This window comes from Streptomyces capillispiralis (assembly GCF_007829875.1).
Taxonomy (GTDB): Bacteria; Actinomycetota; Actinomycetes; order Streptomycetales; family Streptomycetaceae; genus Streptomyces; species Streptomyces capillispiralis.
Map to the genome: position 1 here is coordinate 13,428 of NZ_VIWV01000002.1, position 14,927 is coordinate 28,354.

Annotated in this window: 11 protein-coding genes; all 11 read right to left on the reverse strand. The window is 67.4% G+C overall.

Features of this window, described 5'->3' with window-relative positions; all coding sequences use genetic code 11:
- Positions 1-87: 87 nt before the first annotated feature.
- Positions 88-1,263: a hydroxymethylglutaryl-CoA synthase gene (locus FHX78_RS35505; RefSeq protein WP_145872308.1), complete on the reverse strand. Its 1,176-nt coding sequence runs from the start codon at positions 1,261-1,263 to the stop codon at positions 88-90.
- Positions 1,253-2,329 carry a hydroxymethylglutaryl-CoA reductase gene (locus FHX78_RS35510; protein WP_145872309.1) on the reverse strand — a complete coding sequence of 359 codons (1,077 nt, stop codon included), beginning with the start codon at positions 2,327-2,329 and terminating at the stop codon, positions 1,253-1,255. The genes FHX78_RS35505 and FHX78_RS35510 overlap by 11 nt, the downstream gene beginning before the upstream one ends.
- Positions 2,326-3,405: a type 2 isopentenyl-diphosphate Delta-isomerase gene (fni, locus tag FHX78_RS35515; RefSeq protein WP_145872310.1), complete on the reverse strand. Its 1,080-nt coding sequence runs from the start codon at positions 3,403-3,405 to the stop codon at positions 2,326-2,328. The genes FHX78_RS35510 and fni overlap by 4 nt, the downstream gene beginning before the upstream one ends.
- 11 nt (positions 3,406-3,416) lie before the next feature.
- Positions 3,417-4,568 carry a phosphomevalonate kinase gene (locus FHX78_RS35520; RefSeq protein ID WP_145872311.1) on the reverse strand — a complete coding sequence of 384 codons (1,152 nt, stop codon included), beginning with the start codon at positions 4,566-4,568 and terminating at the stop codon, positions 3,417-3,419.
- Positions 4,568-5,566, reverse strand: coding sequence for a diphosphomevalonate decarboxylase (gene mvaD / locus FHX78_RS35525; RefSeq protein WP_145872312.1), 999 nt, complete (start codon positions 5,564-5,566; stop codon positions 4,568-4,570). The genes FHX78_RS35520 and mvaD overlap by 1 nt, the downstream gene beginning before the upstream one ends.
- Positions 5,553-6,536, reverse strand: coding sequence for a mevalonate kinase (mvk, locus tag FHX78_RS35530; RefSeq protein WP_145872313.1), 984 nt, complete (start codon positions 6,534-6,536; stop codon positions 5,553-5,555). Before mvk ends, mvaD begins: the two co-directional genes overlap by 14 nt.
- Before the next feature lie 348 nt (positions 6,537-6,884).
- Entirely contained in the window at positions 6,885-8,222 is a 1,338-nt protein-coding gene (locus FHX78_RS35535) for a cytochrome P450 (RefSeq protein ID WP_167532025.1), read from the reverse strand.
- Positions 8,223-8,307: 85 nt separating this feature from the next.
- Positions 8,308-9,441 carry a polyprenyl synthetase family protein gene (locus FHX78_RS35540; protein ID WP_145872315.1) on the reverse strand — a complete coding sequence of 378 codons (1,134 nt, stop codon included), beginning with the start codon at positions 9,439-9,441 and terminating at the stop codon, positions 8,308-8,310.
- A gap of 179 nt (positions 9,442-9,620) precedes the next feature.
- On the reverse strand, positions 9,621-10,655 hold the full coding sequence (locus FHX78_RS35545) for a terpene synthase family protein (RefSeq protein WP_145872316.1): 1,035 nt from the start codon (positions 10,653-10,655) through the stop codon (positions 9,621-9,623).
- A gap of 1,320 nt (positions 10,656-11,975) precedes the next feature.
- A complete protein-coding gene (locus FHX78_RS35550; protein ID WP_145872317.1) occupies positions 11,976-13,553 on the reverse strand; it encodes a PucR family transcriptional regulator in 1,578 nt (525 codons plus the stop codon).
- Positions 13,550-14,626, reverse strand: coding sequence for a DUF917 domain-containing protein (locus FHX78_RS35555; protein WP_145872318.1), 1,077 nt, complete (start codon positions 14,624-14,626; stop codon positions 13,550-13,552). Before FHX78_RS35555 ends, FHX78_RS35550 begins: the two co-directional genes overlap by 4 nt.
- Positions 14,627-14,927 lie beyond the last annotated feature (301 nt).

Below are 14,927 nucleotides of genomic sequence, written 5' to 3' on the forward strand. Positions count from 1 at the left end.
TGGGTGGGGGAGGCCAGACGGCCTCGCACCGGACATCGGGTGCCGTTGACAGCTTTCGCACCGGTGCCGGAGGAGAACCGCCGCGGGTCACGCGGCTTCGTAGATGCGCTGGTGGTCACGGAGGGCGGCCAGCCGGAAGGGGCCCCGGGTCTGGTGCGGCAGTTCGTAGGAACGGCCGTCGGTGGGCAGGGCGTGCCGGTGCAGCGCGCGGTAGGTCTCACAGTCCACGGCCTGCCGGGTGTTGACGGCCTCCTGGTGCTCGTCGGCACGCAGGTGCGACCGATAACCGGGACGTACCTGTGCAGCGATGAACTCGGCGACGCTGCCGGATCCGTAGCTGAACAGGCCTACTGTCCGGCCTTCCAGGTCGCGGCAGTTCTCCAGTGCGGCGGTGAGAGCGAGGTACAGGGAGGCTGTGTAACTGTTGCCCACGACTTCGTTGTAGCCGGTGGTGGGAGCCAGGGCGTGGTGCAGTGTCTCCTCGTCCGCGCGCGCGCCGCATGCTTCCAGCAGTGCCCGGTGGGCCTTGAAAGCCAGCCGCGTGTAGGGCTGGTGGTAGCAGACGGAGCGGAACTCCTCCAGCGGCAGACCACCGCGCTGACGGTAGTCCCGCCAGGTGTTTTCGACGGCGTCGAGGTAGGCCGTGACCGACTTCTTGCCGTCGACCAGCGCGGTGGCGCGATAGTTCGGGCGCCAGAAGTCCATCACGTCCGCGGTGTACAAGCCGGAGGGGCCGGACAGTTCAAGGAGGGCGGGGTCGGCGGAAACGAGCATGGCGGCGGCCGCCGCGCCCTGGGTGGCTTCGCCGGGACTGTCGAGGTCGTAGCGGGAGACGTCGCTGGCGATGACGAGAACATGCTGCGTGGGGTCCTGGTGGACCAGTCCTGCCGCGAACTGCAGTGCGGCGGTGGCTCCGTAACAGGCCTGCTTGACTTCGACGACACGGATGTGGGGCGGCAGTCCGAGCAGGGAATGGACGTAGATTCCCGCGGCCTTGGACTGGTCGACGGAGCTCTCGGTGGCCAGGACGACGGTGCGGATGCGGTCGGGTCCGTGCCGCCGCACCAGGGGCAGCGCGGCAGCGGCGGCCATGGTGACGATGTCCTCGTCAGCGGCGGGAACGCTCATCGAGCGCTGTCCGAGTCCCTTGTGGTACTTGGCCACGTCGGTGCCGTTGTGGCGGGCCAGTTCGGAGTGGTGCAGGACGAAACTGGTCGTGCGGAAGGACAGGTCGTGGATGCCTACGGCGAGTTCAGAGGGCATGCGTGTCTCCCGTGGCGCGTTCGAGTCGGGTGTGTGCCTTCATCAGTTCGCCGGGATTGGTCTGCGCGGCGAGAAGGGACAGCTCACCGCACAGGACGGTGGCGGCTGCGAGGACGGCGAGCCGTCGGGCGTTTTCCCCGGCGGGCCGGTCCTCCCGGCAGCCGAGCCGGGTGAGGTGGCTGTCGACGAAGTCGATGCCCTTGCCGTTGCCGACCGTACCGAGGATCAGGTTGGGCAGAGTGCAGGAGAAGTAGAGGTCACCGTCACGGTCCTGGGTGTAGGTGATGCCCTGGGAGCCCTCCACGATGTTCGCCGCGTCCTGGCCGGTCGCGAGGTAGAAGGCGAGCAGCATGTTGGCGTAGTGGGCGTTCGCCGAACGAATGCCGCCGGCCAGCAGCGTGCCGACGAGGTTTTTGTTGATGTTGAGGGAGTCGATCCGGTCGGCGGTGGTGTGCAGGTGCTCGGCCACAGTGTTCCGGGGCACCAGAATCTCGGCGACGACGTTTTTGCCGCGGCCGAGGATGCCGTTGATGGCGGTGGCCTTCTTGTCGGTGCAGTAGTTCGCGGAGATGGAGCCGTAGCGGATGCCCGGGACGGTGGCCAGGAGATGCGCCAGGAGGGCGTCGGCGGCGAGGGTGGCCATGTTGTGGCCGGAGGCATCGCCGGTGGAGAACTCGAAGCGGATGAACAGCAGTGGTCCGGTGATCTCGTGCCGTACGCCGAGGAGCCGGGCGTAGCGGCTACTGTCCCGGGTGATCTCCCGCAGTCGCGGAAGGTCGTCATGGACGGCGCGTGCGGCGGTGTGGGCGGTGGCTGCGTCATCGGCCTCGACCAGGACGGATCGCGTCATCCGTTCGTCGACGAGGGTGGTGCGGATCCCGCCCTCGACCAGCCGGGATATCTTCGCGCCGCGGCCGACGGAGGGCCACAGCGGGGATTCGTAGGTGGCCAGGGGGACCGAGGTCTCGGTCGTGGTGACATTGCCGGAGACGCGTATGGGCCCCACCCACCGCAGGGGGACGCCCGCCGCCGTGGAGAGGGTCGACGGTTCAGCCGCAAGGCTCATGCGGTGACTCCTTTCGCTGCGGTCGTCATGAGACCGCGGTCGAGACAGAAGGCGCGCAGCGATCCGGTGAGCAGGACGTCACAGTGGGCCAGTGCGTCCGGGGTGTGCGCGCCGAGCAGGGTCATCAGGGCGGTGAGGTGGTCCAGCCACGTGGTGATGTGCCGCACCAGCGCGTCCACGCCGCCGTCGAGAAGAGTGGTCAGGAAGGGGCCGGAGGCGCCGACCGCGTGTGCGCCCAGCGCGAGGGCGCGGACGATGTCCAGGGGGTGGCGTACGCCGCCGGAGGCGAGCAGGGGCAGACCGCAGTCGCGTGCGTCGAGGAGGGCTGCGGGGGTGCTGAGGCCCCAGCCTTCCAGGTAGGCGTAGTCGGGGCGGTCGCGGCGGTCGTTCTCGATGCGGGCGAAGTTGGTTCCCCCGCTGCCGGCCACGTCGGCGGCGTGCACGCCGAGCGAGCGCAGTTCGCGCACGGTACGTCCGCTCAGCCCGAAGCCGACTTCCTTGACGATGACGGGGACGTCGACGGCTGCGGCGATGCGTGCGATGCCCGGGGCCCAGTGCGAGAAGGCCCGGTCGCCTTCGGGCATGACGGTTTCCTGCACGGTGTTGAGGTGGATCTGCAGGGCGTCGGCGTCCAGGAGGCCGACGGCTCGGCGGGCCTGTTCGGGGGTGGCGCCGGCGTTGAGGTTGGCCAGGACGAAGCCGTCGGGGTGTTCCCGGCGAACGACGCTGAAGGTGGATGCCGTGCCGGGGTCCTTGAGGTAGGGGCTCATGGAGCCGGTGGCGATGGGCAGTCCGGTCTCGCGGGCGGCGATGGCCAGGTCGCGGTTGATCTCACCGGTGCGGGGACTGCCGCCGGTCATGGCGTTGATGTACAGCGGTACCGGCCAGTGGACTCCGGCGAAGCGGGTCGTCAGGGAGACCTTCTCGCGGTCGGTGCCGGTGAGGGCATGGTGCACGAAGCGCACCTCATCGAACTGGTTCGGCCATTGCGTCTCGTCCGGACGCGACGGCTCCGACGCGGGTGCGTACTGCGCGTGGGCGAGCCTGACGTGGTCGTCCTTGCGGTGTGCGGTCATGGCGTGTGTCCTCATGCGGAGGGGGAGGCGTCGCGGACGGTTCGGGCTTCGAGGACCGGGGCGGTGGCGCCGCTGACTACGCGCAGCGGCAGAGGGGTGATGCCGGCCGCCGTCCAGCGCCGGTGCAGCAGTGCTGCGGAACGGTGAGAGGGGAGCAGGGCGATGCCACAGTCGCCGCCGCCTGCGCCTGAGGGCTTGGCAGCGGCGCCGCACGACTCGGCCACCTCGCAGAGGCGGTGCAGGGACGGGGTGACGATACCGAGAGCGGTCTCCGTGTCGAGGCGGTCGAGCAGAGCGCGGGCGGTGCGCACGGCGTCGAGGAGCACCTGCGGTGTGTCCTGTCGCAGGGCTCGCTCCACAGCCTCGACGCACTGGTCGCTGTCGCCGAGGAAGCGGGCGCGGGGGGCGCCTTCCCAGCCCGGCCGTGTGGCGAGGTCGGCGACAAGGGCGGTGGTGGAGGACGGGCTGCCGCTCCAGCCCACGTGCAGGGCAAGCCCGGCGGGAGGTGGCAGCGGCCGAATGGCGAGGTGCGGCCAGGGCTGTTTCCAGGTGTGCGCGATGCCGTGCCGGTGCGAGGCCTCCCGTAGGGCATGCCGGTCGGGTGATCGGTAGGACACCCATCCCCGCCATGTCACGGCCGCGAGATCGGCGCCCGAAGGGCCCGCGTCGACCCGCACGGCGGCAAGCATCGCGAGCCGGAAACTGTCTTCGGTGGACAGTCGCATACCGTAATGGTCCGCCAGGGCCCGGGTGGTCGCCGCGGTTACCGCCGCGCTGGAGCCCAGGCCGGTCTTCACGCCGCCACGGTGCAGGTCGCTGCGTACCGACAGCCTCACTGACGCGAGGCTGAGCCGCTGTTCGGTGCGCAGTTGCTCAATCGTCTCCACGACCGACACCACGTAGGACAGCACGCCGGACACGAGGCTCGGGTCGTGTCCCGGCAGCGCCCTGAGTCCCTGTCGGGTGCGGCGCAGTCCCACCTCATGAGTCAACAGGTCGGAGTCGACGACCACGTCCGCCTCCTCGGCGGCGGTGGCGCTGACGGTGACCGTGACGTACTGGTCGACCGCCACGGCGACGGCGGGTCGCCCGGGTTCGAGGACCGCGTACTCCCCCGCCACCATGAGTTTCCCCGGTGCGCGGCGTGTGGTCGGGGCGGACATCAAGATGTCACCGTCTCGTGCCGGGCGCCGGGTCCGCTGCGGGCGACGACCACCAGGACGCCGGTGACCTCGCGCATGCGTGCGGCGACCTGTTCGGCGTCGGCTGAGGCGCACAGCACCTTGACGTTGGGTCCGGCGTCCATCGTCGCCCAGGCGCCCACACCCTCCCGGCGCAGGCGGCGGACTTCGTCGAGCACGGTGGTCGAAGCAGAGGTGAGGTAGCGGACGGCGGGCCGCGCGGTCTCCATGGTGGCGTGCATGCCGAGGGCGTTGCGTTCGGCGATCTCACCGACGCACGCCATATCGCCGTCGCGCAGCGCGGTGCGCATCCGGGCGAGGTCGGCGTGGCTGTCCGTCACCCATCCCCGGTAGAGGGGCGAAGTGGCGACGGTACGGCGCATGGCCTCCCGGCTCGACACAGCTTTGGGACCGGCGTCCAGTACGACGGCCACCAGCGAGGCGTCCAGGCGGGCGTCGGTGACGGGCTCCGCGTAGGAGGTGTGATCCGGGTCGGGGGCGTCGGGGTCGCCGGCGTGCCAGACCACGAAGCCACCGAAGACGGACCGGGCTGCTGATCCGGATCCCCGGCGGGCCAGCCTGGACAGTTGTGCGGCGCCGAGGGACAGGCCGTAGGCGTGAGCCGCGGCCAGGGCCAGAGCGGCGAATCCGCTGGCGGAGGAGGCTAGTCCGGCTCCCACCGGCACGGTGTTGCGGGTTTCGACTACCGCTCGTTCCCGGCGTCCGGCGAGCTCACGCACAAGCTCCAGGAAGGCTGTCGTGCGGCGCAGCACCTCGCCCCGGGCGATCGCTCCGTCCATGACGACCCGGTCCGCGTCCGCGTCCGGTTCGAGCCGGACCTTGGTCGTCGTAGGGAACACATCGAGTGTCAGGGACAGGCTGTCGTTGAAAGGCAGGACCAGGTGTTCGTCACGTTTGCCCCAGTACTTGATCAGGGCGATGTTGGGGTGGGCCACGGCCACCGCCTCACGGGCAGTCATGTTCGGCTTCCTTGGCGACGGCGGCGATCCACGTGCGGGCGCCTGTGCGGCCGGCGAGTGTGGTGGACACCGACGCGGCTTGCGCGGCGGTGGTGGTGAGGGCCACGACGCAGCCTCCCAGTCCGCCACCGGTCATCTTGGCTCCGAGCGCACCTGCGTCGAGGGCCATGTGGACCAGCGCGTTGGTGCGGTCGGTGGTGAGGCCGAGGGCGGCGAGCATCGCGTGGCAGTCGGTGAGGTGCCGGCCCAGCGCGGGCAGGCGACCGGCAGCCAGGTCTTCGAGCGCGGCCTCCGTGAGCGCGGTCGACCGGTGAACGAAACGCGTGCGGCCCTTCGGGTTCCGCGCGAAGGCGTCCCGCAGCATGCCGACGGCCTTGCGGGTGCTGCCGCCGCTGCCGCTGTCGGCCACCACGAGGTAGAAACCGGAACCCACCGAGGGTGTGCGGAGTCGGCCGCCCGCCAGCAGGATCGGCCGTTCGCTGCCGGTGGCCAGGGCGTCGATGCCGCTGGCCATGCCGTGCGCCGACCGTTCGGACACCTGCACGAGATCGAAGATCGTCTGTTCGTCCAGGCCGGTCGCGAAGAAGGCGTCAAGGGCGCGGACCAGCGCGCGGGCGCTCGCGGCGCTGGATCCGAGGCCGCTGGAGGGCGGGACGCGGCTGTCGAGGCGTATGTCCACGGCGGGAGGTGCGCCGAGACCCGCTCGTTCGGCGAAAGCGCTCAGAAGGAGCAGGAACTCCTCGGGAACGGCTCTCGCCGTCTCCTCGGCAGCCCCTTGCGGGCCGGGCGTGGCGAGGTACAGACGGGAGGCGCCGGCAGTGGACGCTGGTGAACCGCACACGGTGACCCGGCATCTCAACTCCTGCAGCGGGAGTGCCAGCGCCGGGGCGCCGTAGATGGCTGCGTGTTCGCCGAGCAGAATGGCCTTGCCGTGCGCTTCGCCCGTCGCAACGCGCTGTCCCTGGGCCATGGACGTGGGATACGTGGGCGGTCGCTGTGGAATCTGTTGCAGCAAGTCGTACTCCTTTGGACCTACTGGGGTTCGGCATGATGTACGCCACCGGCTGTCCGTGTCCGGATACGGACGGCGGGCTTCACGGGTTCGCCGATGAGTCGAAGGATCTCCTGGCAAGATCGACGCGCATGCGCATCGAACCAGCCGGGCGTTCTCCTGCTGTCCTTCCGCGCGTGGTCAGCGCTGGCTGCGCACCGCCCTGGGACGTCTCGCGAACGGTGCACCCGAACCGATCGAGCGTCCCGGAGGGCATGGCCGGCCCCTCCGAAGCAGGGCTCGTCGCCTGCCGACTCGCTCCCGGTCCTAGACCGAGGCGCGGCTTCTCGCTTCGGGGATCATGGTCAGCCGGTCCGGGCGCGTCGCTCCCGTGGTGATCTCCCGTACGGACTGCCCCGGCACGGGCCGCAGTCGCCATCGCCGGCAGATCTCTGCCAGAGCCAAAGTGATCTCCAGTACGGCGAAGTTGTCCGCGATGCACTTGCTGTGGCCGGCGGAGAACGGGATGAAGGCTCCCTTCGGCAGGTTCTGGGTCTCCGGCCGCGACCACCGGTCGGGGTCGAAGCGGGCGGGTTCGGGAAACCAGCGCGCGTTGCGGTGCATCGTGTAGGGGCTGACGATGATCTCGGCGTTGGGGGGCAGTTCGTACGCGCCCAACTGCGTCGGTCCGAGGGTTCGCCGCATGAAGACGGCCACGGCGTGCATGCGCAGCACCTCTTGCACCACACGACCCACATACTTCAGGGCCATGACGTGCATTAGTTCGACCGGGCGGTCGCCCAGCACGGTGTCGAGTTCCCTGTGGAGCTGTTCCTCCACGTCGGGCCGGGTTCCGATGTAGTGGAGACACCATGAGAGCGCGGCGCTGGTGGTCTCGATGCCGCCAACCGCGACGGTGATCACCTGGTCGTGGATCCACTGGTCGGGCATCGGCTTGCCCGCTTCGTCCCGCAGCGCCAGCAACGTCGTGAGCATGTCGCTGTGATCGGCTCTTGCGGACCGGTAAGCGGTGATGGCCTCGTCGATCGCGGAGTCCATCTGGTCGATGGCCTTGCGGTAGCGGGTGTTCGCCGGAAGGGGGAGGCGTTGCCAAGCTCCGGGGATGAGCGTGCGGGTCAGCATTCCCTTCATGACCACCGGCAGTCTGCGCTGAATGGCGTCGGCAGCAGCGGCTCCGAGGTCGGAGGCGAACAGGATGCCGTTGACCACTCGGGCCGTCAGATCGTTCATGGCGTCATCGACTTCGATGGCCCGACCCGCCTGCCACGACTCGGCCACGTCGGCCGCGGTGGAGGACATGATGGGTCCGTAGGCGGCCACCTGCTGCCGGTGGAACGTCGGCTGGAGGATCCGGCGCGTGTCCCGGTGGGCTTTTCCCGAGATGGTGGCCAGGCCGTTGCCGAGTACTTCGGTCATCTTGTCGAACATGCGGCCACGGACATAGTTGTGGCTTTCCGAGACCAGCACCCTCCAAATGAGATCGGGGTCGGTGAGGACGTAGGCGGGCATGCCCACCATGTTGATCTCGACGATCTCGCCGATCTCGGTGAGCGACGCCAGGAATTCCGTCCGTCGGCGGGCGAGTTGCACTCCGTGGCCTATGACGGGCAGTTCACCCGAGGCAGTCGGAATCGATGTGCCCATGTTCATTCTCCAGAGACGATCGTGGCGGTGATGCACGGACAGAGCGGGAAGGCGGTCGGCGGGGTGGGGCGGGGGCGGGGGCGGGTCATCCCACTCGAGCGACCACGAAGTCCGGGATCGCGACGAATCGCTGCCGGACAGCGTCGGGCATCGAGACGGAGTCCAGGGCTCGGATCGCCGCATTGCGCCGCCGCCAAGCCTCCTGGAGGGTCCAAGTGCGCCCGCCGGCCTCTTCGACGAGAGCAGCGCGCATGGCCAGCTCCTCGTCGGTCAGCTCGGCGTGGGAGCCGTGTCCGGCGTCATCCGCGAGTAGTTCACGCAGCCGCTGCCCCGCAGTGCTCCCGGATTCGGCGGCGGCGACGACGGGCAGGGACTTCTTGCGCCGACGCAGGTCGCCCCACTGCTGCTTGCCGGTGACCCGTGGATCGCCCCAGATTCCGAGCAGGTCGTCGACTGCTTGGAAGGCGAGCCCGAGTTGGTAGCCGTAGTCCCACAGCGCCTGCCCGGTGCGGTCATCGGTCCCGCTGAGCACGGCACCGATGGAGGCTGAGCATGCAAGCAGGGCACCGGTCTTTTCGCCCGCCATATGCAGGCATTCCTCGAGGGTCACCTGCTCACGGCGCTCATAGGAGAGATCTCTCGACTGACCGTCGATCAGGGCACGGCTCGCCGTGGTCAGGGTGCGCGCCGCACGGTGGGCGGCGCGCACGCTGTCGACCTCCAGGATGACTTCCATGGCCAGGGCCAGCAGCCCGTCACCGACCAGGATCGCGGTCTCCGGGCCGTGCCTCTTCCATACGGTGTCGCGATGACGGCGCTGTTCATCGCCGTCCATCAGGTCGTCGTGCACCAGCGAGAAGTTGTGGAGCAACTCGACGGCCACGGCTCCGGGCAGTCCCGGTCCGTCGCCTGCGCCGGTCACCTCGGCGGACAGAAGCGCGAGTGCGGGACGGAGGGCCTTGCCACCGGTACGGCCCGACGGCCTGCCCTGGACGTCCAGCCATCCGAAGTGATAGGCGGCTGCGACGTCCATGGGGCTCGCGAGACGCGCTACGGCGGCGCGCAATCCCGCGGCGCATCGTGTCCGTCCCTCTTCCAGGAGGGCAGGAACGTCCACACGGGCGATCCGGTCGTTCGGCAGGGTCCCGTGAGGATGCAGGCTCGTATGCTCCGCGGTGTCCGCGTGCCCAGGGAAGGCCGGGCTGCTGTCAGTGCTCATTCGATGTCCTTGTATTCGGGTGACCGATGGGACGTCCCGTGCGCGGCAGGCCGAAGCGAAGTGCCACGGGGTCCGTCTCACGCGTTGGCGCAGGTACGGCGTGGCCTTGCAGACAGGTCAGGAGGGCGGGCTTCCCTTCGAGGGCGAGGTGGCTTCGCTCCTCTCGGGCTTCGCGTCGGTCAGAGGACCTGGTCGGCATATCTGGGGGAGTCGCGGTGCCAATGGAGGCTGCCGGAAATCCACACCTGCACTCCGTGAATGAACTCGGACAGTCCCGGCAGATCATTGAAGTGCAAGAGTGTTTGCTGCTGGCGGTCGAAATCACGGATGCGTGCAGAGTTCATCTCCGCGGCGACCTCCAGCGCCGCCTCCCAACTCATACCGACGCTCTGCCGTATGACGGCGACCAGGTTGTTCATCTCTCCGTGCCGCATCTCCTTGTTCAGCGAGATGACATCATTGGTCCAGCAGATGACATCGTTGGCCGCCTCGCGCAGCGCCAGGATCCGCGGACTCTCCGCGATCACCGGGGTCAGGTACGCGTCGGGTTGCCGTTCGATGAGATCCAGGCAGCTCTCCACCGCGCCGCTCGACCGGCGCAGGGCCAGATACGCATCAAGCGGCGGGGCCGATCCGGTGCGCGCACGCGACAGATCCGTCGCATAGCTGCGTGCGTAGTCGTCCGCGTGGGCCCGGAAGCGGACACGCAGAGGCAGCGGCATGGGCTGGCAGAGTTCCGGCCACAGGTCCGCCAGGGCTTTGGTGACGCCGGTCGTGGCCTTGGCGCAATCCTTGCCGTCGAGCGGAAGGAACTGAAGGATCCCGCGGTCGATGCCGCCGGCCTCAGGTGCCCGGTTCTCGTCGAACTCGTCATCGGCGACGAAGAGCCACGCGAGCCATTTTGCGTAGATTATCAAGTCGGGCGCGTCGGGGTAGACGAATGCCGCGCATTCTCCGAATCGCGCGGCATCGAAGCGGGCCGCCAGGGACGGATCCCTCAGCAGGCCGTATGCGTCTGCCCAGGAACGCAGAGCTGCCTCCACTGCGCTCAGCGAGACGTGTGTGTTCATCCGGTGCTCATAGGGGCACCACAGATGCACGCTCTCGTCGGGCATACCGCCCCGGTCTCCGTCCGCGTTTCGCCACTGCCCGGCATACAGGTGGTCCGTCAGGCCGTCCGTCTCGGGCAGACGTCGAGAAAGGTGCTGCGGCACTCCATCCACTCCTTCGGTGGGCGACAGTCCAGCTGCGGAGGGGCTGTTTTGAGTCACCCCCTCCATGCCCGTAGCTACGCGGGCCTCCGGATGCCGGTTCACCGCTCTGAGACGCCAATTTCGGCGGCGCACCGCCCGTTCGAGAAGTACCGAAGAAGCTATGCTTCTACCCAAAAAGCGTAAGTGCCGCTTTTCGTCACTTCTGCGGCAGCGGCAGGCAGAGCGGGTACTGAACGCCTCCGGCCGGCACGCCTCGGGCGACACGATCACGTCACTGCCCGCCCGCTCCCCGCGTGTCACGCGACGCAGGGGGTGTCGCACCGTCCAGAAGCAGCGCGCCCGCCAAGGCCAACAGCAGCCGCCCGAAGGAACGGGCTGGTACCTGGGCGGTCATTCCGTTTGCGTTTGCCCCGGGAGTACGAGGCATCGGCGACGGTTCCCCTCAGCCTTCGGCCGGAAGCCCAGTCGATCGGCGGTGCGACCGCGGATCAGGTGACGGTCACGCGTCCGGCCAGTCGAGCTCACACTTATGAACCTTGCTGCTCGCCAGGACGTATGAAGCTGCGCAGACGCGACGTGAGGCGGAACAATGGACACAGGTGAAGAAGTACGTGGCGAGGCGGAAGACCTGGTAGCCAGAGCAATCCAGGAGATGTCGAGCCGAAAGACCTTCAGCTTTCATGAGGTCATGCATCTGACTCCGGCAATGGACCCGAGCAGGGTGCACTGGATCCTGGGGCACATGGAGGCGTATGGCGCCATAAAGCCGCAACGCTCCCTCTGGCTGGCATTGCGAGCGGATCCCGGGCCGCATTATCGCGTTGATGCACAAGCGCTTGAGCGTTATCGAGACAATTATGCAGCACCCCCGCCGTACGGGACGAGCGACAAACCTCTCCCGCCCTCCCCCACTGAGAGGCCCCTGCCTGCCCGACCCTCCATCACTCCGCAGGAAGTGGTACGAAACATGACCCAACACGATGCGGGGCAGATGGAAAAATACAAGGCGAATGAGCTGGCAAGGTCGATAGACTGGCCGATCATGACGTTTCCTGGCTTGCTCGGAGACGGAAACACGTCCATCGCACACGCGGCCTCTCGACGTGCTTCGACAGTTCGAAGTGTGCAGCGGGGATCCGGTGTCGCTGACAGCACGCATTCGAGCGTGCATGACGCGCAGCCTCGTGCAGGGCGTGCACGCTAAGGCCGTTGCCGTTCAGTAGCGGAACACACACGCAGTTGCTGGTACGCAGGATCCGGCCGCTCCAGGTCGTCCGTCCGTCACGGCTGGGCGGGCAGTTACGGACAGCGATCAAGCAATCAGTGATCCCTACTGGGCACAGCTCTCGTGAGAGCACGGCAGGCAAGGTGCACAGCGAGCCGCGCATCAGGGTCATCGAGGTCCATGCGCAGAAGGGTACGAGCACGGCGCAGCCTGTCGGCGACGGTATTTCGGTGGATCCCCAGGACCGCGGCCGTCTCTCCGACCGATGATTCCTGATCGAGAAACGCGGACAATGTCTCAAGCAGGTGGGGATTCTCGTTGAGAAGGGGCTGCAGGAGATCGGAGGCGGAGGCCGTGAACAGGCTGTCCTCGGTACGGGCGAGCAGTATCTGCGCGCTGTTGATGCTGTCGAAGGAGAGGAAAAACCCGAACTGGGGCCGATTGGCTGCCAGTCGGGCGGCTTCCCCGGCTTCGCGAATGGATGTGGCGAGCCCACCCACGCCTGGATATGTTCCCCCCAGCCCAACGGCGACGGTGACCTGCGCGGCCAACTCAAGCTGAACACGCCGGATCGCGGCTCTTGTCGCATGGGCCATCGCATGTTCCGGCGGGCGGGTCTCGGTGCGCCACGCAACCCATCCGCTCGCCTGTTCGACCACGGCGACGTCCAGTCCTGCACGGCTGAATACATCCTGAACCCGCATCCGCAGCGCAAGAGCGTCGATCTCTTCGGCAGGGAGCACGCGGATCGCTGTATGGAATCCTTCCAGCTGCCAACCGGCATCGAGTGCTTGAGCGCGCACGGTGGGAACGATCTCTGCCCCAGAGCGCAGGACCTCACCGAGAAGAAAAGCCCGCTGCTGAGAGCCTCGTTCTTCGTGGAGGCGCCGGAGTGTCAAACGGTGAGCCACAGCGATGGCTGCCGCTTCGAGACCGAACTCGAGAGCCCTGCTCTCGGCGGCCGAGAGGTTCTCCGAGTCCACGATCAACCACCGTTGCGCGCCCTGGCCCACGCGGACGGGGACGGCAATCAGTGTGCGTCGTCCTGCTTCCAGGACGACCTTGTGGACCGGGTGCAAGGCTTCCCGAAGACGGGGCCACTGCGTGAGGTCGAGAACCTCATCACCGGAGGAAGAGCCCGAGGCGTCGACGAGCCACAACTCGTGCCCGATGCGGGCACTGACCGACTTGATATAGCGGTCAAGGTCGTCCAGGTGTCTGGAGGCCTGAGTGATGACTGTCCGGACCAGAGTCAGGGAGGGACCCTGCGAGTCCGTGAGGAGATCTCGGGCCGCGACGCTCAACTGCCAGGGTTGTTCAGTATGCAGTACGGCAAAGGAGAGTCGCTCCGCCAGGGCAATGGTGGCGGCAGGGACATCGCCGTTCGGAAAGTTTCCGACAATCGCCGAGGCGCCGACCGCGGCGAGCTGGGCGATGGTTGCATCGAGTCGCCACGAGGTGAGTGGCTCTCGCCCTCCGCCCAGCATCACCACCAGGGCACCACGTAGATCAGGCAGCTGGTTCCGTGCCGACATGCGGATCGTGTTGTTGAGCTCGACCAGGTCACCGACGTGGGGGACGACCGATGTGATGCGCTTCTCAGTGGACAGGCCGCCCAGGCATCGACAACGTGGGTTTCGGAAAGCCAGAAGCTCTGTGAGGGATATGTTCACGACGTTCTCATCAGGATCGGGTCCAGGTCGATGCCGTAGCTTCGCGGTGAGCAGAAGTCCAGGCGCTTCGCAGAGCTGAGCCACCAGGGGTGCGCCGGCATACGGCACAAGGCGACATCGGTGCCGGATCGTGCGTCCACCGTTTCGATGGGTTGTCCCGTTCGGATGTCGACGAGGCAAATGAGGTCGGGGACAGTGGCGATGACCTCTCCATCGTTCAGGACGATCAGGTACTCATCACCAGCCTCTATGCGGATGACGGCATCAGTGCGGACGTCTTTGAGGAAGATCGTCGTGTTGCTCGAGAGGCCCACGCTGTCGTGGCGTGTGACGTCCTGAATGCGTCCGTGAGCGATGACCGCGATATCGGACTCGGCGACCCCTGCACCCACGGTGCGGCTCTCGAGAGCCTGCGCCAGAGCTGAGCCGAGATCGATCGACCGGGACAGCGTGCCCGGCAGGGCATAGGCGCGTACCTCTCCGGCGTCGAGGGGAGGGAAGCACACGGCGGCCCATCCGCCGCCGGAAGTGATCGCAGCCCGGGCCAGCTCCTCGACCTGGTGGGCCTCGCCCCCGTCGATAGTCATCGTGGCACCGTTGGCCAGGATCAGAAGCATGGGCGTGATGGGAAAGCCCTCCGCAGTCAGGGAGAACTGATCCAAACGGCTGACAGCACGTCCAGCGAGGTCGGCATCCAGACACGGCAGGTTCAGCTGCCCCGCGCATATGAGGGGAAGCAGACCATTGTCCCCACCGCACTCGAACGAAGTCACCGCGGTGATTTTCCTGCCGGTGTGACGGGCCATGGCCGTAACAGAGCGGGCCAGTTCTGAGCCATCGGCGAGTCGCTCCCGTGCGACAGCGGGCGACCCCATGGTCCCGACGGCGCACACTACGTCGGAGTCACGCAGCATCGAGACATTCAGAAGCCGGATTCGGTTGTCATCACGCAATATTTCCTTCAGCTGCGCAGCTGCGTAGCGTGATGCGCCGCCTCCGCCGCATCCGACAAGTGCGGATCCTAATGCCAGATCATCAACTTGATCGATGTCGAAATAGACGTTCCGAGTCATGCGTTGCCCCTGTCACCTGATAAGTGCCGTGAAGACTGCAGACAACGCCGTGAACCCCGCGCTCTGATCCGTACAGTGGAGAGTCTCGGACATCGCGTCTGGAGTGTGACCCGGCGGCGTCTGCCGCATGTACTTCATCATGGATCCCGCAGACCATCGCTGACAGCGGACACGAGTCGAAAGCGTGCCTTGGTCACCCCGGCGTCCTTCGGCCACGCGACTTTACGACAGGTCTGCAGTTCCGGGCCACCGCGTCATGAGGGTAGTCCTCTCCGCGGGCTGGGGGCCGTCTTCCAACGGA